General features: G+C 68.4%; 21 protein-coding genes, 2 tRNA genes and 1 pseudogene. 6 read left to right on the top strand and 18 right to left on the bottom strand.

Going from position 1 to position 23,949, the window contains the following annotated elements:
* Positions 1-34 precede the first annotated feature (34 nt).
* From ACQUST_RS08910 to ACQUST_RS08880, 7 genes are all read right to left on the bottom strand, one after another.
* Positions 35-1,381, bottom strand: a complete 1,347-nt coding sequence (locus ACQUST_RS08910) for a M28 family peptidase (RefSeq protein ID WP_435127439.1) — start codon at positions 1,379-1,381, stop codon at positions 35-37.
* 82 nt (positions 1,382-1,463) lie between these two features.
* Positions 1,464-2,105, bottom strand: a complete 642-nt coding sequence (locus ACQUST_RS08905) for a DUF420 domain-containing protein (RefSeq protein ID WP_435127437.1) — start codon at positions 2,103-2,105, stop codon at positions 1,464-1,466.
* A gap of 65 nt (positions 2,106-2,170) precedes the next feature.
* Positions 2,171-3,217 (bottom strand): NAD(P)-dependent glycerol-1-phosphate dehydrogenase, encoded by a 1,047-nt coding sequence (locus ACQUST_RS08900; protein WP_435127435.1) that lies wholly within the window; start codon positions 3,215-3,217, stop codon positions 2,171-2,173.
* Positions 3,218-3,454: 237 nt separating this feature from the next.
* On the bottom strand, positions 3,455-4,114 hold the full coding sequence (locus ACQUST_RS08895) for a LysE family transporter (RefSeq protein WP_435128160.1): 660 nt from the start codon (positions 4,112-4,114) through the stop codon (positions 3,455-3,457).
* 120 nt (positions 4,115-4,234) lie between these two features.
* Complete coding sequence (locus tag ACQUST_RS08890) at positions 4,235-4,942, bottom strand: TMEM165/GDT1 family protein (RefSeq protein WP_435127433.1); 708 nt, start codon at positions 4,940-4,942, stop codon at positions 4,235-4,237.
* The gene (locus tag ACQUST_RS08885) at positions 4,939-5,640 is read right to left on the bottom strand and encodes a metal-dependent transcriptional regulator (RefSeq protein ID WP_435127431.1); all 702 of its coding nucleotides are present in this window, start codon (positions 5,638-5,640) and stop codon (positions 4,939-4,941) included. The genes ACQUST_RS08890 and ACQUST_RS08885 overlap by 4 nt, the downstream gene beginning before the upstream one ends.
* 180 nt (positions 5,641-5,820) lie before the next feature.
* Positions 5,821-6,993, bottom strand: a complete 1,173-nt coding sequence (locus tag ACQUST_RS08880; RefSeq protein ID WP_435127429.1) for a pyridoxal-phosphate dependent enzyme — start codon at positions 6,991-6,993, stop codon at positions 5,821-5,823.
* Positions 6,994-7,119: 126 nt separating this feature from the next.
* Between ACQUST_RS08880 and ACQUST_RS08875 the strand changes: the two genes are divergently transcribed.
* The gene (locus ACQUST_RS08875; protein WP_435127427.1) at positions 7,120-7,539 is read left to right on the top strand and encodes a hypothetical protein; all 420 of its coding nucleotides are present in this window, start codon (positions 7,120-7,122) and stop codon (positions 7,537-7,539) included.
* A 16-nt stretch (positions 7,540-7,555) separates the two neighbouring features.
* Here ACQUST_RS08875 and ACQUST_RS08870 read toward each other — a convergent pair whose 3' ends face one another.
* On the bottom strand, positions 7,556-8,260 hold the full coding sequence (locus tag ACQUST_RS08870) for a metallophosphoesterase (RefSeq protein ID WP_435128159.1): 705 nt from the start codon (positions 8,258-8,260) through the stop codon (positions 7,556-7,558).
* A 98-nt stretch (positions 8,261-8,358) separates the two neighbouring features.
* Here ACQUST_RS08870 and ACQUST_RS08865 point away from each other — a divergent pair, with 98 nt between their 5' ends.
* Entirely contained in the window at positions 8,359-9,000 is a 642-nt protein-coding gene (locus tag ACQUST_RS08865) for a DUF6663 family protein (protein ID WP_435127426.1), read from the top strand.
* Here ACQUST_RS08865 and ACQUST_RS08860 read toward each other — a convergent pair.
* The 3 genes from ACQUST_RS08860 to ACQUST_RS08850 form a co-directional block, all read right to left on the bottom strand.
* Positions 8,991-10,136, bottom strand: coding sequence for a hypothetical protein (locus ACQUST_RS08860; RefSeq protein WP_435127425.1), 1,146 nt, complete (start codon positions 10,134-10,136; stop codon positions 8,991-8,993). The genes ACQUST_RS08865 and ACQUST_RS08860 overlap by 10 nt on opposite strands.
* A gap of 476 nt (positions 10,137-10,612) precedes the next feature.
* Entirely contained in the window at positions 10,613-12,628 is a 2,016-nt protein-coding gene (locus ACQUST_RS08855; RefSeq protein ID WP_435127423.1) for a beta-galactosidase, read from the bottom strand.
* Positions 12,625-14,898, bottom strand: coding sequence for a glycoside hydrolase family 36 protein (locus ACQUST_RS08850; protein ID WP_435127421.1), 2,274 nt, complete (start codon positions 14,896-14,898; stop codon positions 12,625-12,627). Before ACQUST_RS08850 ends, ACQUST_RS08855 begins: the two co-directional genes overlap by 4 nt.
* A gap of 325 nt (positions 14,899-15,223) precedes the next feature.
* Here ACQUST_RS08850 and ACQUST_RS08845 point away from each other — a divergent pair, with 325 nt between their 5' ends.
* Positions 15,224-15,895, top strand: a complete 672-nt coding sequence (locus ACQUST_RS08845) for a hypothetical protein (protein ID WP_435127419.1) — start codon at positions 15,224-15,226, stop codon at positions 15,893-15,895.
* Between the two features lie 2 nt (positions 15,896-15,897).
* Here the strand turns inward: ACQUST_RS08845 and ACQUST_RS08840 are convergent, their stop codons facing one another.
* The 5 genes from ACQUST_RS08840 to dgoD all read right to left on the bottom strand — a co-directional run bounded on the left by ACQUST_RS08840 (position 15,898) and on the right by dgoD (position 21,643).
* Entirely contained in the window at positions 15,898-16,758 is an 861-nt protein-coding gene (locus tag ACQUST_RS08840) for a carbohydrate ABC transporter permease (RefSeq protein WP_435127417.1), read from the bottom strand.
* Positions 16,758-17,768: a carbohydrate ABC transporter permease gene (locus ACQUST_RS08835; protein WP_435127415.1), complete on the bottom strand. Its 1,011-nt coding sequence runs from the start codon at positions 17,766-17,768 to the stop codon at positions 16,758-16,760. The genes ACQUST_RS08840 and ACQUST_RS08835 overlap by 1 nt, the downstream gene beginning before the upstream one ends.
* On the bottom strand, positions 17,765-18,949 hold the full coding sequence (locus ACQUST_RS08830; RefSeq protein ID WP_435127414.1) for an ABC transporter ATP-binding protein: 1,185 nt from the start codon (positions 18,947-18,949) through the stop codon (positions 17,765-17,767). The genes ACQUST_RS08835 and ACQUST_RS08830 overlap by 4 nt, the downstream gene beginning before the upstream one ends.
* Positions 18,950-18,986: 37 nt before the next feature.
* Entirely contained in the window at positions 18,987-20,333 is a 1,347-nt protein-coding gene (locus ACQUST_RS08825) for an ABC transporter substrate-binding protein (RefSeq protein ID WP_435127412.1), read from the bottom strand.
* Between the two features lie 161 nt (positions 20,334-20,494).
* The gene (gene dgoD, locus ACQUST_RS08820) at positions 20,495-21,643 is read right to left on the bottom strand and encodes a galactonate dehydratase (RefSeq protein ID WP_435127410.1); all 1,149 of its coding nucleotides are present in this window, start codon (positions 21,641-21,643) and stop codon (positions 20,495-20,497) included.
* Between the two features lie 366 nt (positions 21,644-22,009).
* Between dgoD and ACQUST_RS08815 the strand changes: the two genes are divergently transcribed.
* From ACQUST_RS08815 to ACQUST_RS08805, 3 genes and pseudogenes are all read left to right on the top strand, one after another.
* Complete coding sequence (locus ACQUST_RS08815; protein ID WP_435127408.1) at positions 22,010-22,753, top strand: IclR family transcriptional regulator; 744 nt, start codon at positions 22,010-22,012, stop codon at positions 22,751-22,753.
* Positions 22,754-22,934: 181 nt separating this feature from the next.
* Complete coding sequence (locus ACQUST_RS08810; RefSeq protein ID WP_435127406.1) at positions 22,935-23,144, top strand: hypothetical protein; 210 nt, start codon at positions 22,935-22,937, stop codon at positions 23,142-23,144.
* A gap of 97 nt (positions 23,145-23,241) precedes the next feature.
* A pseudogene (locus ACQUST_RS08805) lies at positions 23,242-23,366 on the top strand (RNA polymerase subunit sigma-70); the annotation flags it as partial.
* Positions 23,367-23,605: 239 nt separating this feature from the next.
* Here ACQUST_RS08805 and ACQUST_RS08800 read toward each other — a convergent pair.
* Together ACQUST_RS08800 and ACQUST_RS08795 are read right to left on the bottom strand one after the other, a co-directional pair.
* Positions 23,606-23,713, bottom strand: a tRNA-Ile gene (locus tag ACQUST_RS08800).
* A 119-nt stretch (positions 23,714-23,832) separates the two neighbouring features.
* Positions 23,833-23,934 (bottom strand) — tRNA-Asn (locus ACQUST_RS08795).
* Positions 23,935-23,949: the final 15 nt, after the last annotated feature.

Raw genomic sequence — 23,949 nt, 5'->3', positions numbered from 1 at the left:
CCACGCTCGTGGCCCGCTGACACGGACGCCGGCGTTACTCCGCGAGCGACCCGTCGTCGGCGTACGGCCAGTCGCCCGTGATTTTCATGCCTTCGGCGAGGTCTTGCGCCTCGACCGCGGCGGCGACGTCGGCGGGGTCCTGCCGGGCGACATCGGTGTCGGCGTCCGCGAGGTCGGCGACGAGCGCGGCGAGCAGCACGGCCTGTTCGCGGAGGTTCCGCACCTCCAGTTTGTCGAAGGTGTCGGCGAAGGTGTGCCCCCAGCCGCGGCCGCGTCCCTCCGTCTTCCCGGACACCATGTAGCCGGGGACGCCGGCCTGCACGAACGGCCAGTGGTCGCTGTGCGGGTTCTGCTCCGGGATGCACTCGACGGGGTGCGAAAAGCGGTCCGCGACGCGCTCGGCCGCCGCGGTCAGGTCGTCGAAGCCGTGCGTGTGGAGTTTCAGCGTCCGGCCGAAGACGTTCGAGTCGACGTTCACGACCGCCTTGACGGCGTCGCGGTCGGTGCGGTCCGCCTCGACCGAGGAGCCGACGAGCCCGACCTCCTCGGCGCCGAACGCGACGAACCGGACGCGGGTGTCGAGCGCGTCCTCGTTCGCCGCGAGCGCCGCGGCGACCTCGACGATGGAGGCGGTGCCGGCGCCGTTGTCCATGGCTCCCTCCGCGACGTCGTGGGCGTCGGCGTGGGAGGTCACCAACAGCTCCTCGTCGGTGTCGGGGCCGAGTTCGGCCATCGCGTTCCCGCTCGTCGCCTCGGGCGTCTCGCAGTCGACCGACACCGTGACTTCGTCGCCGGCGACGCGGCGGTTCAGCCGCGCGCCGACCTCCGCGGAGACGCCGACCGCCGGGACGTCGCCGATGGGCGAGTCCGCGGTGCCGACGGAGCCGGTCGGCGGCAGGCAGCCCTCGACGTGGTTCCGGAAGACGAACGCGGCGGCGCCGTGCTCGACGGCGTAGTAGTACTTCTCGCGCCGGTGGATGAACCGCTCGTAGTGGTCCGGCACCGTCGAAGACACCATCACGACCGCGCCCTCGACGTCGGCCGCCTCGAAGTCCTCGGGCAGCCCGTAGCCGAGGTCGACGAACTCGCCGGCGGCGTCGCCGGCCGGCGACCGCGGGAGCGCGATGCAGTCTTGCGCGCCGGCGTCGGTGCCGATTTCGGCGTCGCCGCGCTCCCACCCCTGCAGGTCGAACTCCTCGACGCGGGCGTCCCGGCAGCCGGCGTCCGCGAGCGCGTCCCGCGTCGCCTCCAGCGCCTCGCGTTCGCCGGGCTGGCCGGCCATCCGGTTGCCGATGTCGACGAGCGACTCCAGGTGGTCCCAGCCGGTGTCGCTCGTGAACGTCTCGCCGATCCACTCCGTCCGCGTCGAGAGGTCAGTCATCGTCCCGCGTCTCGGTCGCCCGGCGCGCCGGAAAGAGGTTCGGGAGCCGGCGGTTCGGGTAGCGAGCCGCTGGCGTCCGCTGTCAGTAGCTGACCTGCGCGAACTCGTAGGCGTACACCCAGTTCAGCAGGACGTACGTCACGACGCCGAGCGTCAGCGAGACGATCCAGGTGGCGGCGGCGACGCGGCCGACGCGGGCGTGCGGCGTCTCCATACGGAGTTCGGCGGGCGTGTGCGTCCAGCCGAGCACGACCGCGTACAGCACCACCGGGACCGTGAGCACCGAGAGGAGGATGTGTATCGCCAGCATCGCGAAGTAGACGAGTTCGACGGCGCCGGCGTACTGGCCGAGGAACATCGACTCGCGGATGACGATGTGTTTCTCTCCGGGGCCGCCGCCGATCTTCACGAGGTACATGACGAGGAACACCATGATGAGCCCGAACGCCGTCGACATCGCCGCGGCGTGCTTTTGCACTTCCCGCTCCCGAATCCACCGCCACCCGAGCACCAGCAGCACCGTCGTGACCAAGTTGACGGCGGCGATGGCGTGGCTGAGCAGGTTCACCTGCGCCTCCGTGAGCGACGGGAACACCGAATCGGGGACGACGCCCGCGAACGTCCCGACGACGAGTCCGTATCCGACGACGGACAGCACCGCGACGGCGGCGCGCGGATGCGCCTTCACGACGCCCCCCTCCCCGTCAGCGTCGGCTGAAGCCATACGCGAAGGTTTCGACCGGGCGGGCTTCCCTCTTCGGGTTCGCGTCGCTCCCGGCGGCCGACCGGTCAGATGACGCCGGTGAACGACGCGACTTCTCGGGCGGCGGCCTCACTGACGCCGTCACCGAGAATCGTGTAGCGGTCACGGATGGTGTGGGCGGTCGTGAGCGCCTCGATGACGGTGTCGGCGTCGATGCCGAGGTCGGCGGCGGTCGTCGGCGCGTCGAGGTGTTCGAGCGCGTCGCGGATGGCGCGCCACTCGCCGTTCGCGCCGGTGTGGAGGTACTCGGTCATGATGGCGCCGACGCCGACCTGGTGTCCGTGCAGCGCCGGGTCGTCGGCGACTCGGTCGAGCTGGTGGCTGAACAGGTGCTCCGCGCCGGAGGCCGGCCGGGACGACCCGGCGATGGACATCGCGACGCCGGAGGAGACGAGCGCCTTCGAGACGACCCAGGCGGACTCCTCCAGGCCGGGCTTGATGGAGTCGGCGTCGTCGACGAGCAGTTCGGCTGTCATCTCGGCGAGCGCCGCGGCGTACTCGCTGTACTCGACGTTCTTCAGCCGGTTCGCGAGCCGCCAGTCCTTCACGGCGGTGTAGTTGGAGATGATGTCGGCGCAGCCGGCGGTCGTCAGCTCCCACGGCGCGTCCGCCATCAGTTCCGTGTCGGCGATGACGGCGAGCGGCGGGTCCGCGGCGACGGAGTGGCGCGTGTCGCCCTCCGGAATTGACGACCGGCCGGACACGATGCCGTCGTGGCTCGCCGCGGTCGGAACCGAGACGAAGCCGACGCCGAGTTCGTCCGCCGCCATCTTCGCGATGTCGATGGGCTTCCCGCCGCCGAGCGCGACCAGGTACGTCGCCTCGGCGTCCTCGGCCGCCTCGACGACCCGCGCGACCGCCTCGAAACTCGCCGCGTCGACGGTCGTCATCGCGGCGTCGTCGAACTGGTCGCGGACGCGCTCGCCCGCGATGGCCGACGGCGTCTCGCTCGTCACGACGAGCGGCCGGCCGGCGAGCGACAGCTCCGCGACGGCGTCGCCGACCCGGTCGACGACGCCGTGCCCGACGAGGACGTTCCGTGGCAGCTTGATCCACGTCGTTTTCCCGAACATGTCCCCGGCGACACGGCCGGACGTGAAAGGGTTTCCCGTGTCGGCCGCGGTGCGCAGCCGACCCGCTAGGCGGTTCCCCATTTCGCGTCATCCGTCCGAGCGCAGTCAGTCGACGCGGGCGACGAACGTTCAAAAGTGATGACGAGGCCAGACCGCGCGTGAACTGAGTGTCGCTCCGGCGCGTCCGCGGCTGTGCGGCCACACGCGTCGGTTCGGGTCCGGGCCGCCTGTTCGCCCTCAGCCAGCCAGCGGAGCCAGCGTCCCGACGGCGTCCGCGATGAACGCGACGCCGAACCCGCCGAGCACGAGCGCCGACACGGCGGCGACCGCCGGCGCGAGCGCCTCCACGCGCCGCCGAGCGAACACCAGCGCGGCCGGGAAGCCGGTGACCCACAGGCCGATGCCGGCGAAGAACCCGACGATGAGCGCCGGGCTTCCGGTCTCGACGACGAACGCGCCGGCGAACCGCGAGACGCCCGCCTCGGCGAACACGTCGACGCTCCCGGGTTCGAGCAGCCCGATGCCGACGGTGAGCCAGAACAGAATCTGGTAGGGGTTCGCGAGCGCCAGCACGAACGCCTTCCGGAACCCGGCGGACTCCTCGTCGACGTCGACCGCGGCGTCGACGCCGAGGAACGTCCCGCGGACCTCGCGGGCGGCGCCGTAGGCGTAGTACAGCATCAAGAGGCCGCCGACGCCGACCATGAGCGCCCGCAGCAGCGGCGCGCGCTCGACGACGCTGACGACGCCGACGAACGCGAGGACGAAGAACGTCGCGTCGGCCGTCGCGGCGCCCAGGCCGGCGCGTGCGCCCGCTGCCCAGCCGCGGACGACGCTCTCCTCTGCGATGACCGCGTTCATCGGTCCCGGCGGCGCCGCGAGCGCCAGCCCGAACACGACGCCGGCGGCGAGCGAGAGGAGGAGCGTTGGCACGACCTGCCGGAAGCCGTCGGCGGACTTAAACTACGTCATCCAGCCGACCGCCGGGGTCCCGAGCGACCGGTTCGCCGGGCGGCGCTACAGCAGCGTCGTCACGGTCTGCGTGACGGCGCCGACGACCGTCTCCCACACGGAGAACCCGGTCAGGACGGACAGCACCGTGTCCGCACCGAAGAACGCGAACAGCGCCGCGCCGGCGAAGTGCGCCTTCCGGACGTCGAACCGGTGGCTGAACCGGTGGAAGAGGTATGCGTTCGCGAGGCTCATCGGGAGAATCGCCGCCATCTCGCCGACCCAGATAGCGGAGCTCGCGCCGTACTGCGCGGCGAGCCCGATGGTGACGAGCTGCGTCTTGTCGCCGAACTCGCCGGCGGCTATCATCGAGAAGATGGAGAGGAAGCTCCCGAACTTCCCGGTGAACTCGTGGCCGAGCACGGTCGCCTCGCCGCCGATGCCGCCGAGGATGGCGCTCCCGCCGTCGGTCTCGGCAGCGTGCGGCTCCGCGTCGCGTGCGGGCGCCGACCGGAGCAGCAGCACCGCGAACAGCAGGAACATCCCGGCGGTAAACACGTCGAGCAGGAGCCGGGAGAGCACGCGCTGCAGGGCGGCGCCGAACGCGATTTCGAGCGCCGTCCACCCCGCGAACGCCGAGCCCGCGGCGGCGACCACTATCGCCGGCCGGTACTTCGTCGACAGTCCGGAGATGATGAACTGCACCTTCTCGCCGGGCAGCACCGCGAGCTGCGTCACCGCCGCGACGGCGACGAGTTCCCAGTAGCCGATCACGAGTCGGTCACCCGTTCAGCGTCGGCGTCGGTCGTGGCTGGGTCGACGGCGCGGACCTGGACGGACGACGCCACCGACTCCGGGAGGCTCTGGTCGTCTCCGTCGGCTTCGACGGTCACCATCCCGAACGGCGCGACGTCGACGACGACGACCTCGGTTCCGGGGGTGATGCCGGCGCGCGAGAGGTACTCCAGTTCCTCGTCGTCGCGGTCGCTGACCCGGGTGATGCGGACGCGGTCGCCGACGTCGGCGTCGACGAGCGGCCGCGTCCCGTCGTCGCCCGGCGGTTCGAGGTCGGCGCTCGGAATCGGGTCGCCGTGCGGGTCGACCGTCGGGTCACCGAGGAGTTCGGCGACTCGGCGCTCGAACTCCTCGCTGATGTGGTGTTCGAGCGCGTCCGCCTCCGCGTGGACTTCGCTCCACGAGTAGTCGAGGTGCTCGGCGAGGTACGCTTCGAGGAGCCGGTGATGCCGGAGTACCTCCAGTGCGACCGTCCGGCCCTCCTCGGTCAGTTCGACGCCCCGGTACTTCTCGCGCTCGACGAACCCGCGGTCTTCGAGCGTCTCGACCATGCTGGTCACGGTCGGCGCCGTCTTCCCGACGCGCTCGGCGATGGCGGACGTGGAGACGGGCGGCCCCTCGTCCGTCTGGAGGACGTAGATAGCCTTGAGGTAGTCCTCCATGACGTCGCTCAACATCATCTTGCGAAGAATTAGATTCGTCTAATCCTTATAGTTGTCGGGTCGAATAGGAAGCAGCTGGTCCCGGTCCTCAATCGCGAACCCTCGTTCCGGGCATCGGTCGACGCTGTCCAGTCACCGGTCGACGCTGTCTGGTCGACAGCGACGCTGTCCGGTCACCGGTCGACGCCGCCCTGCTCAGATTCCTTTGCCCATCAGGTGGCTGCGGAGGACGTCCGGCGTCTTCACGCCGTCGTCGGGGTTGACGACCACGACGTCGTCGTCGCCGTCGAGGTCGCCCTCGTCGGCCAGCGTCCACGCCGCCGCGAGCGCGACGCCGCCGGCGCCGCCGACCTCCAGCACCGACGTCTGGGCGGCCGTGACGGCGCTCTCCAGCGCGTCCGAGTCCGACACCGTGACGGCCGCCGCGTCGACGTCGCGGAGCGCGTCGAGGGCGACGTCGCCGCCGGCGGGGGCGTCGATCTCCAGTTCGCCGATTATCGTGTCCGGGTTGCTCCACCGCTCGACCGCGTCGGCGTCGCGTCGGAGCGCCGCGGCAATCGGCGCGCAGCCCTCCGTCTGCGCGACGTAGACGGCGGGGAGTTCGTCTGCGACGCCGAGCGCGACGAGGTCACGGAACCCCCGGACGACGCCGACGACGAGTTCGCCGGTGCTCGCCGGGAGCACCACGGCGTCCGGGACGCCGGCATCCTCGAACAGTTCGTACGACACGGTCTTCGCGCCGTCGTGGCGGTACGGCGTCGTGAACTCCTGCAGCGAGTAGTAGTCGGCTTCGAGCTGGTCGTCGACCGCGGCAGCGGCGTCCGCGTACCGGCCGCCGACGACGCGCATCTCGCCGCCGTGGACGTTCACCATCGCCTTGTTCGAGAAGGCGGTTCGGCTCGGCACGAACGCGTAACTCCGCAGGTCGACGCGGCCCGTGTACGCCGCCGCGGACTGCCCGGCGTTGCCGGCGGCGGCGAGCGCGACCGGTTCCACGTCGGCGGCCGCCGCGGCGGCCGCGGCGACGCTCATTCCCCGGTCGATGAACGTTCCGGTCGGATTCCGCCCTTCGTCCTTGACGCGGAGCGAGCCGACGCCGAGTTCGTCGGCGAGCCGCTCGGTTTCCACGAGCGGCGTGTCGCCCTCGCTCGCCGTCGGTGCATCCGCGGCCGGGAACGGAAGCAGCGACTCGAACCGCCAGTGGCCCGGGGCGTCAGCGTTCCCGAAGGCGTCGGCGTCGACGGCGGCGTAGTCGTACATCGGTGTCAGCGGCGCGTCGCAGTCGGGGCAGCGGCCGTGCTCGTCGGCGTCGTACGACTCGCCGCAGCCGGTGCAGGCGAGCCCGTCGAACGCCTCGGTCGTCTTCATGCCGCCGAATTCGGACCGGCCGCGCAAGGATGTAGTGGTTCGCGTCCGCGGCTGCGAGCGCCACGAGATATCCGTTCTGATAACTTGTCGGGAACGGTTAAGCGGCGAACCGTGAAGGTCGACGACGTGCAACGGCGGGAAGTCATCGGGCGTCTCGGAGCGGCCGCGGCGACGGCCGCCCTCGCCGGTACTGCGGGCTGTCTCAGCGACCCCGGCGAGTACGACGGGGAGCCGTGCGGCGGCGGACCGGTGACGCTCGCCGAAATCGCGGCCGAGCCGACGGCGTACACCACCATCGGAAGCCGAGTCACCGTCACCGCGAGCGTCGCGGCGATGCCCGACGCGTCGACCATCGTGCTCGAAGACCCGACCGGCCGCGCGTACGGGACCCCCTACCGGTCGGTCCGGTTCGGGACCAGCATCCGCGTCGGCACCTGCGTCAACGCCGTGGTGAAAGCCGGCATCACCGACGAAGGCGAGGCGAGCGGCACCGTCCTCGACGTGTTCTCCGTCACGAAAACGTCGCCCGACACCGCCGCCGAGTAGGCGGCACGCGGCCGCCTCACAGCATCGCTCGGAACTCGCCGAGCGGCGGGAACGACAGCGAGTCGTCGCCGTCGAAGACGATGGGGCGGAGCGCGTCGGCGTCGCGGACCAGCGGCGACAGGAACTCGTCGGTCCGCATCCCGCTCACGTCGACGCCGGCGGCGACGCGGCTGAACGCCGGCAGCACCAAGACCGGAGTGCCGTCGCCGTCGACCCCCGGCTGGTACAGCGCGCAGGGGCGTCGCTGGCCCTCGATGGGAATCGTCGGGTGGTCGTGGCCGACGACGTACAGGTCCGCGCGTTCGCTCGGCGGCGGCGACTCGTGGCCGTGCCTGACGACGATTCGCCGGTCCTGGCCGGCGAGCGCGTGCGCGTCGTGGACCCGGCCGTCCCACGCCGAGTCGAGTACGGTGTCGTGGTTGCCGCGGACGGCGACCGGCGTCGCGCCCGCGTCGCGGCACGCCTCGGCCAGCGACCCGAGCGCCCGCTCCGCCCGCGCCGACGCCCGGTCGAACTCGTGGAGCAGGTCTCCGGCGAACACCGCGGTCGACGGCGAGAACCGGTCGAGGAGCGCTCCGAGGCGGTCGGCGAGTTCGTCGGCTTCGCCGAGCGGCGCGTCGACGTCCGACGCCTCCGCGCGGCCGACGTGGAGGTCCGCGAGCACGAGCGCGTCGGCGTCGCGGAGGTACACCGCCCGGTCCCGGAACGCGGCCTGAAGCACGTCTCGGTGGTCGCGCCGCGCGGAGAAGCCACTGTCGGACACGAACGGACGGCCGCCGAAGCGACACGGGCTTACCGGCGCGGCCGCACACGTCGGACATGGAGACGACCGACGCCGACCGGTACCGGGTGCTCCGCGTCGACGACGACGCCGTCGTCCTCGTCGACCTCTCGCCCGCGGACGACCCGGTCGACGCCTACGAACCGGTTCGCGTCGCCGCCGGGGACGCCGACGACGAACTCGAACCGGGGAACGTCGTGGAGGCGGCACTCGACTGGTCGGGCGACGACCCGCGGTTCGCGTCGCTGAACGTCGTCCGGCGCTCGCGCTACTGGTTCGCCGACGGCGTCGAGAACATGTTCGAGGCGGCGACGGACGCCTGGTCGGACGCCCGCGCCGCCGGCGACGCGATGACGTCGCGCGTCACGCACAACACCGACGGCGAGCCGAACGGCGCGCTGTACGTGTTCGCCGACCCGGGCGGAGAGCCGGAGTCGCCGGTGCGGCGCGCCGCAGGCCCGAGCGGCGGCGGGCGCGACCTCTACGCGGAGTTCCGCGACGGCACCACGCCCATCGACCCGCTCGTGGAGCGCGTCAACGACGCCGACGAGTCGGCGTCCGAGTCGCCGCCGCGCGACGTGTTCGTCCTGCGGCCCGCGTCCGGGCCGTTCGTCGTGGTCTACGTCGCCTTCGAGCAGGACGGACTGCTGTCGCGGACGGTTCGCGACACCTACTTCTGAGCGCCGCGGTCAGTAGCGCCCCACCCGCCACGTTCGCCGTGCCCGCCTCCCCCGCGTTCGCCTTCCCCGCCGCGTTCGCCCGGTGCGCCGGGCCGGGCCAGCCAGTCGGCGAGCGTGGCTCGGTCGCCGGTGTCGCCGGTCGCGATGTAGCGCGACGCCGCGACGTTCGCGAGTTCGCACGCCTCCCGCCAGCCCCAGCCGGCGGTGAGCGCGTACGCGAGCGCGCCGCCGAACCGGTCGCCGCCGCCGGTTTCCCGCGCACGCGACGCGAGGTCCCTGTTCTCGACCGTCAGCTGCCCGTCCGGCGAGGCGGCGACCGCGACGTCCGGCGCGTGTAACACGACCGCCTCGCAGCCGAGCACCTCGCGGAGCCGACGCACGTGCCACTCGTCGCTCGCGTCGCCGCCCGCGTCGCCGCCGCCGTAGTTCAGCAGCGCCCCCGTGTACGCGCGGACCTCGGCACGGTTCGCGGTGAGCACGAGCCGATAGTCCGAGTCGCTGACCGCGCAGAACGCGTCGCGGAACGCCGCGAACGCCTCGGCGTCACTGCCGACGACGTCGCCGGCGTCGACCAGGAACAGCGGCTCCCCGTCCGGGTCGGTGACGTCCAGGAACCGCTCGACGGCGTCGGTCGTGTTCGGCACCGACACCCAGTTCAGCCAGCACACCGCGTCCGTGTCGGCGACGCCGCCGAGGTCGCCGGCGGCCGCGCGGAGGTCGTCGAGCCCCCAGTCGCAGAGGTCGCCGGACTCGTCGGCCAGCATCAGGTCGCCGTCGGCGAACCGGCAGACGTCGACGCGGGCCGCCCGCCCCATCGACGTCGCGTCGAACGGCAACGCCGGGACGCCGTCCAGGTGGCCGTACACCGACACGTCGGCTCCGAGCCGGTGCGCCTGCCAGCCGAGATTCACGGCCTGTCCGCCCGGCGCCTCCTCGTACGGCTCCAGCCGGAGCGACTTCCGCTTCCCGCGGGTGAGCTCGACGCCGAGCCGCGCCCGCGTCGCGATGCGCGTCCCGGCGCCCGCGTGAGCCGCACAGAACCGGTCGAGCGACCCGTCCGGCAACGCCACGATTCGCGGCGACGCCGCCGAATCGTCCCGAAGCCGTTCGACCGGCGAGGGTCCGTCGCGGCTCACGACCGCCCCACGGCCACTCTCAGCCCGTCGGCCGCTCCGACGCGGACCGACCGCCGAGGAGAGCGCGTCAGCGTGTCAGCCACGGCGCGATTCGTCGTCATGAACCGGCGTTCGGACGGCGACAGCAAAAACGCCGGGGGCGTCGACCGCGGGCGAGCGACACCTGCCCGGTCAGACGACCTCCGCAGACCGTCCCCGCAGCGACTACCGAACTGGTCGTATCCGGGGCTCTCGCACCGCCAGCGACCCGACCGCGGCGGTTCAGGTCGTGTTACACGTCCGCCGAGAAACGCTGGCTGCAGGCGTTACCCAAGCAGACTGACGACGGACACCACGGGACCCACTGACCCAGCGACTTCAGAGGTGTTCCCGGCCCCGACAGACGCCGATACCCGAAATCGGCGGTCCGGTCGTCACGTCAAGCCACGCCGCCGCAGCGGTCGCGTCCGCTCTCGCGGCGCGGGCAGCGACACGGGTCAGTCACGCTCGACCGAGAGCTCTGCCGGCGCCGAGTCGACCACGCCGACGCTCACGGCGGGCACCTCGGGGCCGCCGACCGTCCAGGTCGCGTCGCTCGGCGCGGTGACGGTCACGGCCTCCAACCCGAAGTTCAGAACCCAGGTGTGGCCGTCACGCGCAGCGAACCGGACCGTCTCGGGCAAGCGGGCGTCGGTGTATGCGACCCCCGCGCTGTCGAGGAGGTCGGTTACCAGCGCGTCTGCGAGGCCGGCTTCGGGCCAGACCCCGCAGTACGCAACGCTGCCGGCTCCGTGGTCGTTGGTGACGACGGCTGGTTCGCCTTCGGCCACACCTCCCGCGTGCCGTCCCTCGACGGACGCTGCGTCCGGTGTGAGCCACTCCCCGAAGGTCCGGTAGTCGTAGCGCTCCCCGCGGTAGGTGACGCTCGTGTCCAGTTGCTCCGGGAGGCTCTCGTGGCGAGCGACGGTCGCACCGACGAGTTCGGTCAGCGGCCCGGGCGGAAGCCCCTCGCGCAGTTGGTTGGCGGGGGTTTTCACACCTGAGCGGAGCGTCACGAGCAGGTGGCCGCCGTTCTCGACGAACGACGCGAGCTGATCGGCCAGGGTTTCGTCGGCGAGGTACAGCGTCGGCGCGACGACCGCCTCGTAGCCGCCGAGGTCGGCGTCCGGCGGCACGACGTCGACGTCGACGCCTCGAGCACGGAGCGCGCGGTAGTAGGCCCGGGCGTGGGTCCAGTAGTCGAAATCCGGGGCGTGGGGGTGGGCCGACAGCGCCCAGTCGTGTTCGAACGCGTCGAGGAGCGCGACTGAGCGCTCCGGCGGTTCGAGGTCGAGGTCGGCGAACTCGCTCGCCACGTGGTCGGCGTCGTGGTAGCCCCTGTCAGCGCTGCCATCGTGTCGTCGAAGTCCCGCGTGGTACTGTTCTTGGCCCTGACGGCAGCGCCGCCAGCGGAAGTACAGTACGGCGTCTCCGCCGTGGGCGACGGCTTGGTGGGCCCAGAGCCGCATCGCGCCTTCGCCGGGCTGTGGGGCGTAAGGCGGCCAGTTGACGTCGCCCGGCTGCTGTTCCATCACCCAGAACGGCGCGCCGTAGCGGTCGTGGTTCAACGACACCTCGTCGGGGTCGCCCGTCCGGAGTTCCGCGGGCGTGGCTTCGCCCTCGCGGCGGTCCTGTACGAACCCGGTCGGGTACGAGTCCCAAGACGGGAAGTCGAGGTCCTCACTGAGGTCGTGGGCGTCGAGTGTGCCGAAATCGCCCATGAAGTTGTGCGTGACGAACCAGTCGTCGTTCGCGTCCCGAAGCAGCCCCGTCTGCAGGCGGTTGTACGCCGCGACACTATCGTGTGAGAAGCGGGCGTAATCGAGCAGCAGCGAGGGGTGGTGTTCCGCGGGAGTGTGTCGCGGCGGGTCCACTTCCGCGAACGAGCCGTAGCGCTGGCTCCAGAAGGTCGTGCCCCACGCTTCGTTCAGCGTCTCCGGGTCGCCGTACCGCTCGGCGAGCCACTCGCGGAAGGCCGCTGCGCAGTCGTCGCAGTAACAGCGAATCGTGTCGTGGACGCCGTACTCGTTGTCGGTCTGCCAGCCGATCACGGCGTCGTTGTCGGCGTAGTGGGTGGCTAGTGCGTCGACGATCCGCTCGGTTTCCTCGCGATAGGCTCCCGAGTTGAAGCAGTAGTGCCGCCGCGACCCGAACCCTCGGACGGTCCCGTCTTGCTCCGCTTGCAGTATTTCGAGGTGTTCGTCGACGAGCCACTTCGGCGGCGTCGCGGTCGGGGTGCACAGCACGACGTCGAGCCCCTCGGCGGCGAGCGTTTCGACCGCCTCGTCCAGCCACTCGAAAGAGACCGCTCCGCGCTCGGGTTCGATCGTCGACCAGCTGAACTCCGCCAGTCGGACGACTTCGAGGCCCGCGTCGGCCATCTGTGCAGCGTCGGTCGCCCACCGGTCTCGCGGCCAGTGTTCGGGGAAGTAGCAGACGCCGACCTGCGGGCTCGTGTGGTCGCCCGAACTCACGCTGAACCACCCTGTTCGAAGGAGATGCTCGTGACGCCCGGTTCGGCGGCGATCCGGACCGGGGTCACATCATCGGCCTCGCTCCCATTCGGCCCCGTCCACCGCTCGGGCACGGCGACGACGAGCTCCATCGCACGCGGGGCGTCGAGATCGACCGTGAGCGTCCCGCCGTCTTCGGTCTCAGTCCAGTCGACGTCGCGGACCTGTTCGGCGGCGTTCGCGAGGTGCCGGCTTCCGACGAGGTGCGGTCGGTCACGGGCCGGCGCGCAGTGGAAAAGCGCCGCGTCGTGAGGCTTCAGCGAGCGCTCAACGGTCCCCTCGACCAGCTGCTCGACGAAGGGGTCCCAGGCGCGGACGGGACCGTCGAATCGGTCAGCGGGCGTGACCGTCACCGTCCGCTCCCCGTCAGTCCAGTTGAACGCTGCCGTCGCCACGGCGCCGTCGGCCGCCCGCTCCGTGACGATCCGGTCGGGGAACTCCCGGCACCCGACGCCTTCGACACGTCCGTCCGTGACCGGCGGCAACGTCCGTTCGAGCAGCTCCCGGCCTGCCGAATCGATTTCTTCGATTGCGTCGCTGAAAACGTTCGCGCCACCGGTCAGCGCGACGACCGTGGCGAAGGCTCGGCGCTCCGCCTCGGTGAGTTGGGTCGTTTCCCGGACGAGCTGACAGTCCGGGTCGTTAACCCAGAGTCGGCGATGGCAGAACTGTCGGTTCAACACGTTCCGAATCGCGTTCTCGTGGGCCGGCTGGCTCGCCGACTCGTCGGGTTTGCGCCAGTACGGCGCCGTGTCGGGGCCGACGCGCATCGCGTCTACGATTCCGACGCTCGGGAATGCCGGCGCACCACAACCGAGCATGAAGGGGTCGTCGCCGACGGCGGCACGGATCGTCTTCATCCCGCGCCGGTAGGCCTCCGCGCGGGTGACGTCGTCGTGGCGTTCGCCCGGCAGGGCCGCGGCGTAGAGGAAGTCCAGTTTCAGGTACGAGAACCCCCAGTCGTCGACGATGGTCTCGAACGTGTCCTCCAGCCAGGCGCGGGCCTCGGGGTGAGTTGTGTCGAGCCCGTACATCTCGCCGTGGCGTTCGCCGGCGTCCACGGGCTCCCCGTCCGCGTCGGTGACGAGCCACTCGGGGTGGTCGGCGGCCAGATCGGAGTCTCCCTGCACGTAGAAGGGAGCGAGCCAGAGCCCGGGGCGGTAGTCGGCGGCTTCGATGTCCGCTCGGAGTTGGTTCATGTCCGAGAAGCCCTGGTCGAGGCTGCGCCAGTCTCCGAAGGCTGTCTCATACCCGTCGTCGACCTGGACGACGTCGACGGGCACGTCCCACTCTTGGAGGGCTCGGACGTTCGTCCGGACGGCGTCGGCGGTGACGTCGGTGAAGTAGTGGTACCAGGAACACCAGCCCGTCGGCGCGTCCGCGGGCACCCGGGCGTCCATCCGGTCTGCGACGGCGTCCGTGGCCGTCTCGAGCGCGTCCTCGACCGGCCGAGTCGCGTCGATTCGGAGCGTCGAGCTCCGGCGGGTGCCACCCGGCGGAATCGTCACGCCGTCACCGGCGCACACTGCGGACACACGCGTCCTGTCCGCGACAGTTACGTCGAACCGCGAGAGGTAGGCGTCGTGGTCGAGGAAGGCCATCGTGAGGTTCCCTGGGTCGCCCGAAAGCGCCGTGAGGTAGTGGCTCGTGCGGCCGTCGTCGGGTGCAGCGAGGTCCAGCATCTGCGGGCGGTTGTGCGGCGGTTCATCCGGGAACGTCTCGCCGAGCGGCAGTGTGGCCGTCGGCGTCCAAGACTGGTAGCCGTGCTCGAACAGGCGGTCGGCGTCCTCGAACGGAGTCACAGCGTCGGCGAGCGGAGCCAGCTCCCGAAGCGAGACGGGTCGGTCCGTGTCGTTGGTGACGGCCACCGTCACGTCGACGGCGTCGTCGGCCGACTCGACTCGAACGGTGGTCTCCAAGGGCCCTTCGTGTGTGACGCGAACGCCGACGCCGTTATCGATGACCGTCGCCGTCCCCCGTTCGCTTGGCAGGTGGCGGTCGTCGACAGCGACCCGGACCGTACCGGTCGCCAGCGTGTCGCCGTCGTTCTCGACGGTTAGCTGCGCCGTATCGGGGTCGTAGCGCACGGTCGTTGCGCCGCTCGACAGCTCGGGCGTCATGGCTGGCCCCGCTTCCCTGCACCGAAGTCCGGGAGGTAGCCGTCTTCCATCACGGCAGGTAGCCCACCGTCGACTGTCGGGTGCGCACCGGTGGCAATCACGCGGCCTCACCTCGGGTGTGTCGATGGATTCCGTGTTGTCTCGCTGCCGATACGGAAGTCGTCGATTGCTGGCATCTCTGTCTCGTCGGTCGCGCGTCAGAGAGGGATTCTTGCATGGTGGTGAGGTGTGTGGAGTGAGCCTCCAGTCGATGGTCGGTGTACGGTTCGGCCGGCGGCTGTGTTGTGCTGCCGCCGTGGGGATTTCCGGGGTGAGGAGCCGGTGTGTAACTGCGTGACCGGGAACGGAGCCGCATGGTGCCGGAGAGAGGCCCGTGGAACTGCGCGAGGCGAGAGACGGGCGACTTATGTGGGGTCCTGGCGTTGACTCCGGCCCAATGAGCCAGGAGGTGACGCCGGGGGCCGTGTTGCGGGCAGCGGCCCGCGTGCTCTACACCGAACTCGTGACGGTCGTGCTCACGAGCGTCGCGTTCGTCGTAGTCGCCCTGCCGCTCGTGACAATCGGAGCGGGCGTCCTCGCGCTCGTCGAGACGTGGACGACGATTATCACGGAGCGGGACACCGGAGCGCCGGTGACCGAGCGTGAGCGCCTCCGACTGTTCGCCCGGTCGGTCCGGCGTCACCTGCGAGCGGGCGTGCCCTACAGCGTCGTTCTGCTCGCGGTCACCGGCTTGACGGTGGTTTACGCAGTAGTCGGGCTGTCGACCCAGTCCGGCGTGTTCGTCGTCGCGGCTGTCGTGGGAGTGTACGCCGTCATCGGCGTCACGATGTGGTGTCTGCGGGCCGCGAGTGTGTCGGTACGGACAGAGCCGACCCCGCCGACCCGCGCGGCAGCCGAGCGGGCCGGCCTCATGCTGCTCGACCGTCCTTACTTCACCGTGCTCGTTGCGACATTCGCGGTGGTCGTCGTTGTGCTCGGCGCTCTCGTCCGCGTGGCCGTGCCGCTGCTCGTGCCGGCCGTCCTCGCTGTCGTCGAGGTAGTGGCGTTCGAGGAGTTGGCCGGCGAAGGGGCCGCCGAGGTGCGAGCGACGTACCGCCGTGAATCGTAGAATCATCCTTTCATTCCGCTCAGAGTCATGCCGCGGATGAAGTACTTCTGAGCCGACATGAACACCACGATCACCGGGCCAACGATGACGGTGGCGGCAGCCATCACCAGCCCCCACTCGGTGAAGTACTGGTTCCGGACCGCGTACAGCGCTACGGGCAGGGTGTACATCGACTCACTGTTCGCGATGATCAGCGGCCACTCGAAGTTCTTCCAGGTCGTCACGAAGGTGTAGATACCGAGCGTCGCGAGTGCCGGCTTCGCGAGCGGAAGATACACCTTGTAGAACGTCTGGAACTCGTTGCAGCCGTCGATCTTCGCTGCGTCGCCGAGCGCGGAGGGAAGCCCCTTGAAGTGCTGGCGCAGGAGGAAGATTCCGAGCGGATTCGCGATCAACGGCGCGATCAGCCCCTGATAGGTGTTGACCCACCCGAGCTTCGAGAGCAGGACGTACACCGGAATCAGGGTGACCATCGCCGGAACCATGACGGTCGCGACGAACAGCAAGAACAGCTTCTCCCGGCCGACAAAGTCGATCTTCGCCAGCGCGTACCCTGCGAGGCTGTCGAACACCAGGTTGAACAGGGTCACCGTCCCCGCGAACAAGATGGTGTTCAGGAACCACCGAAACACGGGTTCACTGGCGAACAAGGTCCGGAAATTCTCCAGGGTCGTGACCTCGGGAATCAGCGAGACGGAGCCGGCGGTGGGATTCGCGCTGAACGCCGTCGAGAGCATCCACCAGAATGGAAGCGACCAGAGGATGGCGCCGAGCGTAACGCCGCCGTACAGCAGCGCAGTCTTCGACCAGTAGCGGGCGCCGGAGGCCTCGTACCCGGGGTAGTCGTAGTTCGAGCGCCCCATCAGTAACTCACCTCCTCTTGCTGTTCCATCCGGTAGCGCCAGTAACTGAAGACGAACACGACGGCGAACAGCAGGAACGCCATCGCCGAGGCGCGGCCGAAGCTCGACTGTTGGAACGCCACCTCGTAAATCAAGACGACCACCGTAGTGGTTGCCCGGGCGGGCCCGCCCTGCGCGAACGACAACGCGATGCCGAAGACCTGGAACGTCCCGATGATCGCCAGGATAGTGACGAAAAAGTGGGTGTTCCGGAGGTTCGGCCAGGTGACGTAGCGCATGCGCTGCCAGGCCGTCGCCCCGTCGATGCGGGCCGCCTCGTACAGCTCCTCGGGGATGTTCTGAAGTCCGGCGAGATAGAGAATCATGTTGAATCCGATCCCGCCCCAGAGCCCGATGAGCATCAGTGCGCCGAGTGCAGTGTCGGGGCTGCTTGCCCACGGGTAGTTCAGCCCGAACGGCCGCAGGAACTCGTTGATGACGCCGTTTTGCGCCATTAGCCAGCGCCAGATGACGCCGCTTGCGGCCGCCGACAGCATGACCGGGAGGAAGTACGCCGAGCGGTACACCTTCTTCCCGCGGATGCGGCTATCCAGCGCAAAGGCGACAACGAAGCCCCCGATGATTTGGAGTGGTACGACTACTGACGTGTAGATGACCGTGTTCCGCACGGCGAACCACCAGAGGTTGTACGACGGGCTCGAGAGCGCAGCCCAGTTGTTCGCCCACGGCGCGGGCGTGAGGATGTCTGCGTAGTTGGCGAGCGGCACCGTGACGCCGAACAGCTGCATGTTCGCTACCTTCGTCGTCCCGAGGAAGATGTTGTACTCGTGAAAGGAGAGGTAGAAGGCGTACCCAATCGGTCCGAGCAGAAAAATCGAGAACACGATCAGGTTCGGTAGCACGAACAGGAACCCCGCGAGGTTGTTCTCGTCCTGTGGCCGATTCAGGAGGGCTGCGACCGTCTCGCGGACCGTTTCGACGAGATTGCCGGGAGTTGCAAGCGAACTCATGGTGCGTCACCACCGGCCGCGCGGGACCCCCCGCCGGCCTCTCCGCCCCCGATGACGCCGGGAGCGGTTTCCTCGGTCCGAGTGCGGTTGAAGACCGCGGCACCGCTCCCGCCGTCGAACACGTGGATGTGATCGGCGGGCAGTCGGGCCCGTACCCGATCACCCTGCCGGACGACCTGCGAGCCGCCGATGGTCGCCACGACTTCGCCGAACTCGTGCTCCAAGTGGACGACGTTTTCGTTGCCCATCGGCTCGACGATCGAAGCCGTGAACTCGGTCGTGCGCGGCCCGGGCTCGTCGACGAGTTCGACGTCTTCCGGGCGGATACCGAGGCGCACGACGTCTCCCCGAGACAGCGAGGACAGCTGCTCGCGGTGGGTTTCCGTGAGCGCGTAGTCGAATCCGTCGAGCGCGAGGGTTTCTCCCTCGTAGGTCGCGTCGACGAGGTTCATCGATGGCGAACCGATGAACGAGGCGACGAACTCGTTTTCGGGCTGGTAGTACAGTTCCATCGGGGTTCCGACCTGCTGGAGCCGCCCGTGGTTCAACACGGCGATTCGGTCGCCCATCGTCATCGCCTCGGTCTGGTCGTGGGTGACGTACACGGTGGTCGCCTCCAGTTCGTCGTGGAGCTCTTGCAGCTCCGTCCGCATCTGCGTCCGGAGCTTCGCGTCCAGGTTCGACAGGGGCTCGTCCATGAGGAAGACGTCCGGGTCACGGACGATGGCGCGACCCAGCGCCACCCGCTGTTGCTGCCCCCCTGACAGCGCGCGGGGTCGGCGGTCGAGCAGGTCGGTGATGTCGAGGAGTTCGGCGGCCTCCTCGACGCGACGGGTAATTTCGTCGTCGCCCAGTTCGGTCGCCATCTCCAGCCCGAAGCGCATGTTCCCACGCACGGTCTTCTGCGGGTACAGCGCGTAGTTCTGGAACACCATCGCGATGTTCCGGTCTTTCGCCTTCACGCCGGTCACGTCCTGATTGCCGATGCGGATGGTGCCCTCGGAGACGGTCTCCAGGCCAGCGACTGTCCGCAGCGTCGTCGACTTGCCGCAGCCGGACGGACCGACGAGGACGAGAAACTCCCCGTCTCGGATGTCGATCGAGAGATCGTCGACCGCGACGACGGTGTCACCGCCGCTCTCGAACCGTTTCGTCACGCCGTCGAGCGTCGTTCGTGCCATGGTAGTGTGAGAAAGTAAGGATGGATGCCGCGGCCGCTTACAGCGCGTTGTTGATCTGACGCTCGGCGTCCTTCATCGCCTTGTCGGGGCTCTTGTCTCCCGTCAGCGTCGCTTCCGCCTCGGTCATCAGCGTCGAGAGGACGGTGGAGGTCTGCGGACCGAACAGGAACGGCCGGCCGATCTCGCCGAGTTCGCCGAGGTTCTTCAGCAGCGGGCGGTCGTTGTAGAAGTCCTTCTCCAACAGAGCGGGGCGTGCAGGCAGTGCGTTGCCGGTCTTGGCCCACTGCCACATACCCTCCTTACTGGTGAGGGCTTTGACGAGGCCTGCCGCCTGGGGCTCCACCTTCGTGCCCGCCGACGCGGACCAGGCGGTCGTGAAGACGATCGTCGCCTTCGTCCCACCGCTCGGCTTGGGCATCGAGACGTCGGTGGTCTCGTAGACGCTGCTGTAGTCGGATTTGAGTGCGCCAATCGTCCAGGCGCCGGTCATCATCATCGTGGTCTGTTCTTTGCCGAGCGCCGGTGCGCTCCACGTCCCCTGGATGTCCGAGCCCAGCAGGCCCGCCAAGCCGTCCTCGATCATGTCGTTGAGGAAGGTGAGCGCCTCGATGGCTTCCGAGGAGCCGACGACGCACTCGCTCAGGTCCTCGGTGAGCACGCGGCCGCCGTTCTGCCAGATCAGCTGGACGAGGGTGTTACGTGGCTGGGATTGGAACACCATCGGGTACTCGACGTCGGTGTTCGACTTCACGGCCTCGGCGGCCGAGCGAATCTCGCTCCACGTTTTGGGGGGCTCGACGCCGGCCGCTTCGAGGTGGGCGGTGTTGTGGAAGAAGCCGACCGGCGAGATGTCCTTCGGGATGCCGTAGATGTTTCCGTTGTAACTGAACGCCTCCAGCATCTCGTCGTAGATCCCGTCGAGGTTGTAGTCGCTCGCGTCCCGAACGTACTGGTTGAGGTTCAGCAGCGCGCCGTTGCGCATGAACTTCGGCGCGTCGTCCGAGATGAGGTAGAACACGTCCGGCTCGTTCCCGCCCGCGAACTGCGTCTGGAGCTTCTGGGAGTACTGCTCGAAGGGAGTCTGCGCGTATTCGATTTTCTTGACGCCGGGGGCACTCTCGGCGTAGTTCGTGAGAATGCGCCGGTTAATCTCGACTTCGAGACCCTCTCCCCAGGTACGGACCTGCAGGGTCTTGGGCTCGGGCGCGTCCGTCGAGGTCACATCACCGTCGGTGTTGCCGCCACCGCTGCTCGTCGTACCGTCGCCACCGCCGAAGCAGCCGGCTAGTCCAGCGAGGCCGGCTGCGCCGGTGCCCGCCAGCAGGCCGCGCCGCGTGAGTTGGTCGATATCGATGCCGTCGTCCGATTCGGTTTGTCGTGTCATCGTCTGTGATCTGCCGTGTCCGTTGGTTGTCTGTCTGTTCCCGCCTGCACGAGTCCGGATGCGGCGTCGTGTCCCGTCGAGCCCTGACGGTCACGGTGGCGGCCAGTGTGCCACCCCGTTCCCTCGCGACTGGTCGATGGTGCTCCTGTTCTCGGCCATGGTTACCACTCGGCGACGCTGCCGTCCTCGTGACGCCAAACCGGGTTGTGCCAGTCGATGTCGCCGGCGGCGTCCCGGACGTGGGCCTCGTCGACGTCGATGCCGAGCCCCGGGTCGTCCGGGAGCCCGACGAAGCCGTCCCGGTAGTCAAACACCGACGGGTCTTCGAGGTAGTCGAGGACGTCGCTCGTCTCGTTGTAGTGGATGTCGAGGCTCTGTTCTTGAATCAGGACGTTCGGTGAGCAGGCGTCGACCTGGAGGCAGGCCGCGAGCGCGATGGGGCCGAGGGGGCAGTGCGGCGCGAGCGCAACGTCGTAGGCCTCGGCCATCGCGGCGATCTTCTTGACCTCCGTGATGCCGCCGGCGTGGCTCAGATCAGGCTGAATCACGTCGACGGCGCCCTGCTCGAAGATTTCCTTGAAGTCCCATCGGGAGAACATGCGCTCGCCGGTCGCGATCGGCACAGACGTGCGGCTCGCGATTTCTGGGAGCGCGTCGTTGTGCTCCGGCAGGACGGGCTCTTCGATGAAGAACGGCTCGTGCGGTTCGAGCGCTGTTGCGAGCCGCTTTGCCATCGGCTTCGACACTCGGCCGTGGAAGTCCACGCCGATATCGATGGACGGCCCGACGGCGTCCCGGACCGCCGCCAAGCGGTCGACCGCGTCCGAAACCGCTTTTGGATTGTCGATTCGGCGGAGTTCGGCTGTGGCGTTCATCTTCAGCGCCGTGAACCCCTCGTCGACCTTCTCCTCGGCTGCCTGGGCGACGCCCTCGGGTCGGTCGCCGCCGACCCATTGGTAGACCCGTACTCGGTCGCGGGCGCGACCACCGAGGAGTTCGTACACCGGGGCGCCGAACTGTTTCCCCTTGATGTCCCACAGCGCCTGGTCGATGCCGGCGATGGCGGACATGAGGACGGGGCCGCCCCGGTAGAACCCCCCGCGGTACATCGTCTGCCAGTGGTCCTCGATCGGCGTCGGGTCCTCACCGAGGAGATACGAGTCGAGCAGCTCCTCAACGGCCGTCTCGACAGTCCGTGCCCGACCCTCGACGACCGGCTCGCCCCAGCCGACGGTCCCGTCGCTGGTCTCGAGCCGGAGGAACAACCATCGCGGCGGCACACGGAATAGCTCGTAGTCGACGATACGCATCCGTGTCACCACCCGGTTAGTTCTCTCGGCTGCCGGTCCTCACCGATCCGGTACATGAACGTTCGTGACTGTTTCACTGGCTCACCCTTCCTTGTACCCACAGATAATATTTTCCCTGCATCTCCAGTTTTCAGGCATTTCAGGCCGCAAAACGCCCGTTTCCGGTTAGGGAACGAACGGTTCCTTGACGATGTCGTTCACTGATAGTGAACAGTTGTGTCGGGCTCCCCTACCCCCACCTTGTGGGTTGCTCACGGGGTGAGTTAGCCAACGTGTAAAAGCCAGGTGGCTTGCAACACGCCACTCCGGCCGCTCGCCGTTCACTAATGGAGAAAAGTTAACCGTCCTTTATACAAAGCTCAACGCATGGGTGAGTATCCGGTCGAAGCGACCGCGACCACGTTCCGCGTGATCGCGGCACTCGACGAGGCGGGCACGGCGGGCGTCACGGAGCTCGCCGACCGCCTCGACCTCTCGAAGAGCGCCGTCCACAACCACCTCGCAACCCTCGAACGCCTGGAGTACGCGATCAACGAGGACGGCCGCTATCGGCTCAGCCTGCGCTTTCTCGACCACGGAACGAGCGTTCGAGACTCTCTCCCAGTGGTGACCGCGGGGCGCGAGGAGGTCGACTCGCTCGCGAGTCAGTCCGGGTCCACGGCGTTTCTGGTCGTTCCCGAGGGCGACGTGGCGGTGTACGCCTACGTTACTACCGGCGGCCGCGGCGACGGTCGAACGACGGGAATCCGTGCCGGCACACGCATCCCGCTACACGCCTGCGCGCCCGGGAAAGCAATTCTCTCGACCCGTACCGCGGAGGCCGTCCAGGCGTACCTCGACCGTCAGCCGCCCTCCCCCCGTACTGACCAGCCGATAGCGAGTCGCGACGAACTCAGGTCAGTCCGGGACCGCGGAATCGCATTCGACCGTGGCGGAGCGCTCGAAGGACTCAACGCCGTTGCAGCGCCGGTCACTGACGGAGAGACGGCCGTCGCCGCGATGGGCGTCTCTGGCCCGGCCGCGCAACTGACCGGGAAGCGGTTGCAAGAGGACTTACCCGGACTCGTCTTGAACCACGTGACCTCGCTGGAACTCGCGCTCCGCGACTGAGAGACACGCGACCGGCCGGCAAACGGTCTATGGCTCGGACCTGATTTCTGTTGGACCGTGGACCGCCCCACCTGTGACTGTTGAGCCGTCAGAGAACGGGAGAATCCGTCGGTTTCCAAGATTCACCTCGTTTATTTGTGCGCTCGATACACTTTTTAGCCGTCTAGACCGCCCTGAATACATGGTCAACGTCCTCTCTGAAACGCGCCCAGGACGGGTAGTGGACTACATTCTCGCCGCAGTTCTCCTGTTCGCGATTACCGACTACGTTGACGTCATCAAGATTACCACGACGAGCATCTACGTCTTCTTCTTCATCACTCCGCTTGGGTATCTCCGTCTCTACGTTAATCATCGATATAAGAAGCAGGCGACGGGACAGAAAGGCTGATTCACAGCGCGAAAAGCCCGGAACTTCAGCGTCTGAATCCTGTTGCCGTCGGTGAGACAGACCGACGGAGGAGGTTCTTGACGACACAGTAGCGCAGATTATCCTTGCGATTGAGAGTGGGGCCATCCGTCGTGTCTCCCAACATCTCACACACCGTGCGAGACGGTGAGACAGGCCGTCAACCGGCTCGAAGACGCGGGCTACGTCCGCTATGACACGGGCTCTTAGCTGTAGTTCTCAGGTACAGGCGGTCCAACCATGTTTGTACCGGCAACGGGTGATTGATTACGGTGACTGCCACCATCGGCTATCAGTGAAGCCACGACAGCACCGACCCGCGTTCACAGTATGATTGAACTCCAGACCCTCCGAGAAATACGTTCGCCACAGTCAAAGTGAAAATCCGGCTTCAGAGCACCAAACAACCGAATCCGTTAGCTCAGAATCGTTCAAAGTCCGGATGGGCCCTGCCGGATTTGAACCAGCGATCACCCGGTGTCCCATTCCGCCGGCGGTGCCGGACGGAAGTATGAGCCGGGCGCTTTGAGACCGGACTAAGCTAAGGGCCCGTACGTGTGAGGTGTCGCCGGCGGTTCTTGAACGTGCCGGGTTCGCCGATACCGGGGGACTGCGTCGGTGCTGCTCGGACGGCGCGGGCTCCGCTCACGGTGCGGCGTCGGGAGGAAGGCGCCGAAGCCAGGACTCGAACCTGGGACCACCTCGTCTCTGCGGGAGACAGTGGCCTGCGTCCCGTAACAGCGAGGTGCTCTACCATCTGAGCTACTTCGGCGTGCATTGCATCGTA

The sequence above is a fragment of the Halobaculum sp. D14 genome (assembly GCF_051195135.1).
Taxonomy (GTDB): Archaea; Halobacteriota; Halobacteria; order Halobacteriales; family Haloferacaceae; genus JBNTKA01.
This window is presented reverse-complemented; position numbering and strand designations above follow the sequence as displayed.

Excerpts from the sequence above, each read along its gene's own strand:
- ACQUST_RS08905 (WP_435127437.1), bottom strand. The coding sequence starts at position 2,105 with ATGGCTTCAGCCGACGCTGACGGGGAGGGGGGCGTCGTGAAGGCGCAT.
- ACQUST_RS08880 (WP_435127429.1), bottom strand. The coding sequence starts at position 6,993 with ATGAAGACGACCGAGGCGTTCGACGGGCTCGCCTGCACCGGCTGCGGC.
- ACQUST_RS08840 (WP_435127417.1), bottom strand. The coding sequence starts at position 16,758 with ATGGGGCGCTCGAACTACGACTACCCCGGGTACGAGGCCTCCGGCGCC.
- ACQUST_RS08830 (WP_435127414.1), bottom strand. The coding sequence starts at position 18,949 with ATGGCACGAACGACGCTCGACGGCGTGACGAAACGGTTCGAGAGCGGC.
- ACQUST_RS08815 (WP_435127408.1), top strand. The coding sequence starts at position 22,010 with ATGGGTGAGTATCCGGTCGAAGCGACCGCGACCACGTTCCGCGTGATC.
- ACQUST_RS08865 (WP_435127426.1), top strand. The coding sequence starts at position 8,359 with ATGGAGACGACCGACGCCGACCGGTACCGGGTGCTCCGCGTCGACGAC.
- ACQUST_RS08835 (WP_435127415.1), bottom strand. The coding sequence starts at position 17,768 with ATGAGTTCGCTTGCAACTCCCGGCAATCTCGTCGAAACGGTCCGCGAG.
- ACQUST_RS08810 (WP_435127406.1), top strand. The coding sequence starts at position 22,935 with ATGGTCAACGTCCTCTCTGAAACGCGCCCAGGACGGGTAGTGGACTAC.
- ACQUST_RS08900 (WP_435127435.1), bottom strand. The coding sequence starts at position 3,217 with ATGTTCGGGAAAACGACGTGGATCAAGCTGCCACGGAACGTCCTCGTC.
- ACQUST_RS08825 (WP_435127412.1), bottom strand. The coding sequence starts at position 20,333 with ATGACACGACAAACCGAATCGGACGACGGCATCGATATCGACCAACTC.
- ACQUST_RS08885 (WP_435127431.1), bottom strand. The coding sequence starts at position 5,640 with ATGTTGAGCGACGTCATGGAGGACTACCTCAAGGCTATCTACGTCCTC.
- ACQUST_RS08910 (WP_435127439.1), bottom strand. The coding sequence starts at position 1,381 with ATGACTGACCTCTCGACGCGGACGGAGTGGATCGGCGAGACGTTCACG.
- dgoD (WP_435127410.1), bottom strand. The coding sequence starts at position 21,643 with ATGCGTATCGTCGACTACGAGCTATTCCGTGTGCCGCCGCGATGGTTG.
- ACQUST_RS08845 (WP_435127419.1), top strand. The coding sequence starts at position 15,224 with ATGAGCCAGGAGGTGACGCCGGGGGCCGTGTTGCGGGCAGCGGCCCGC.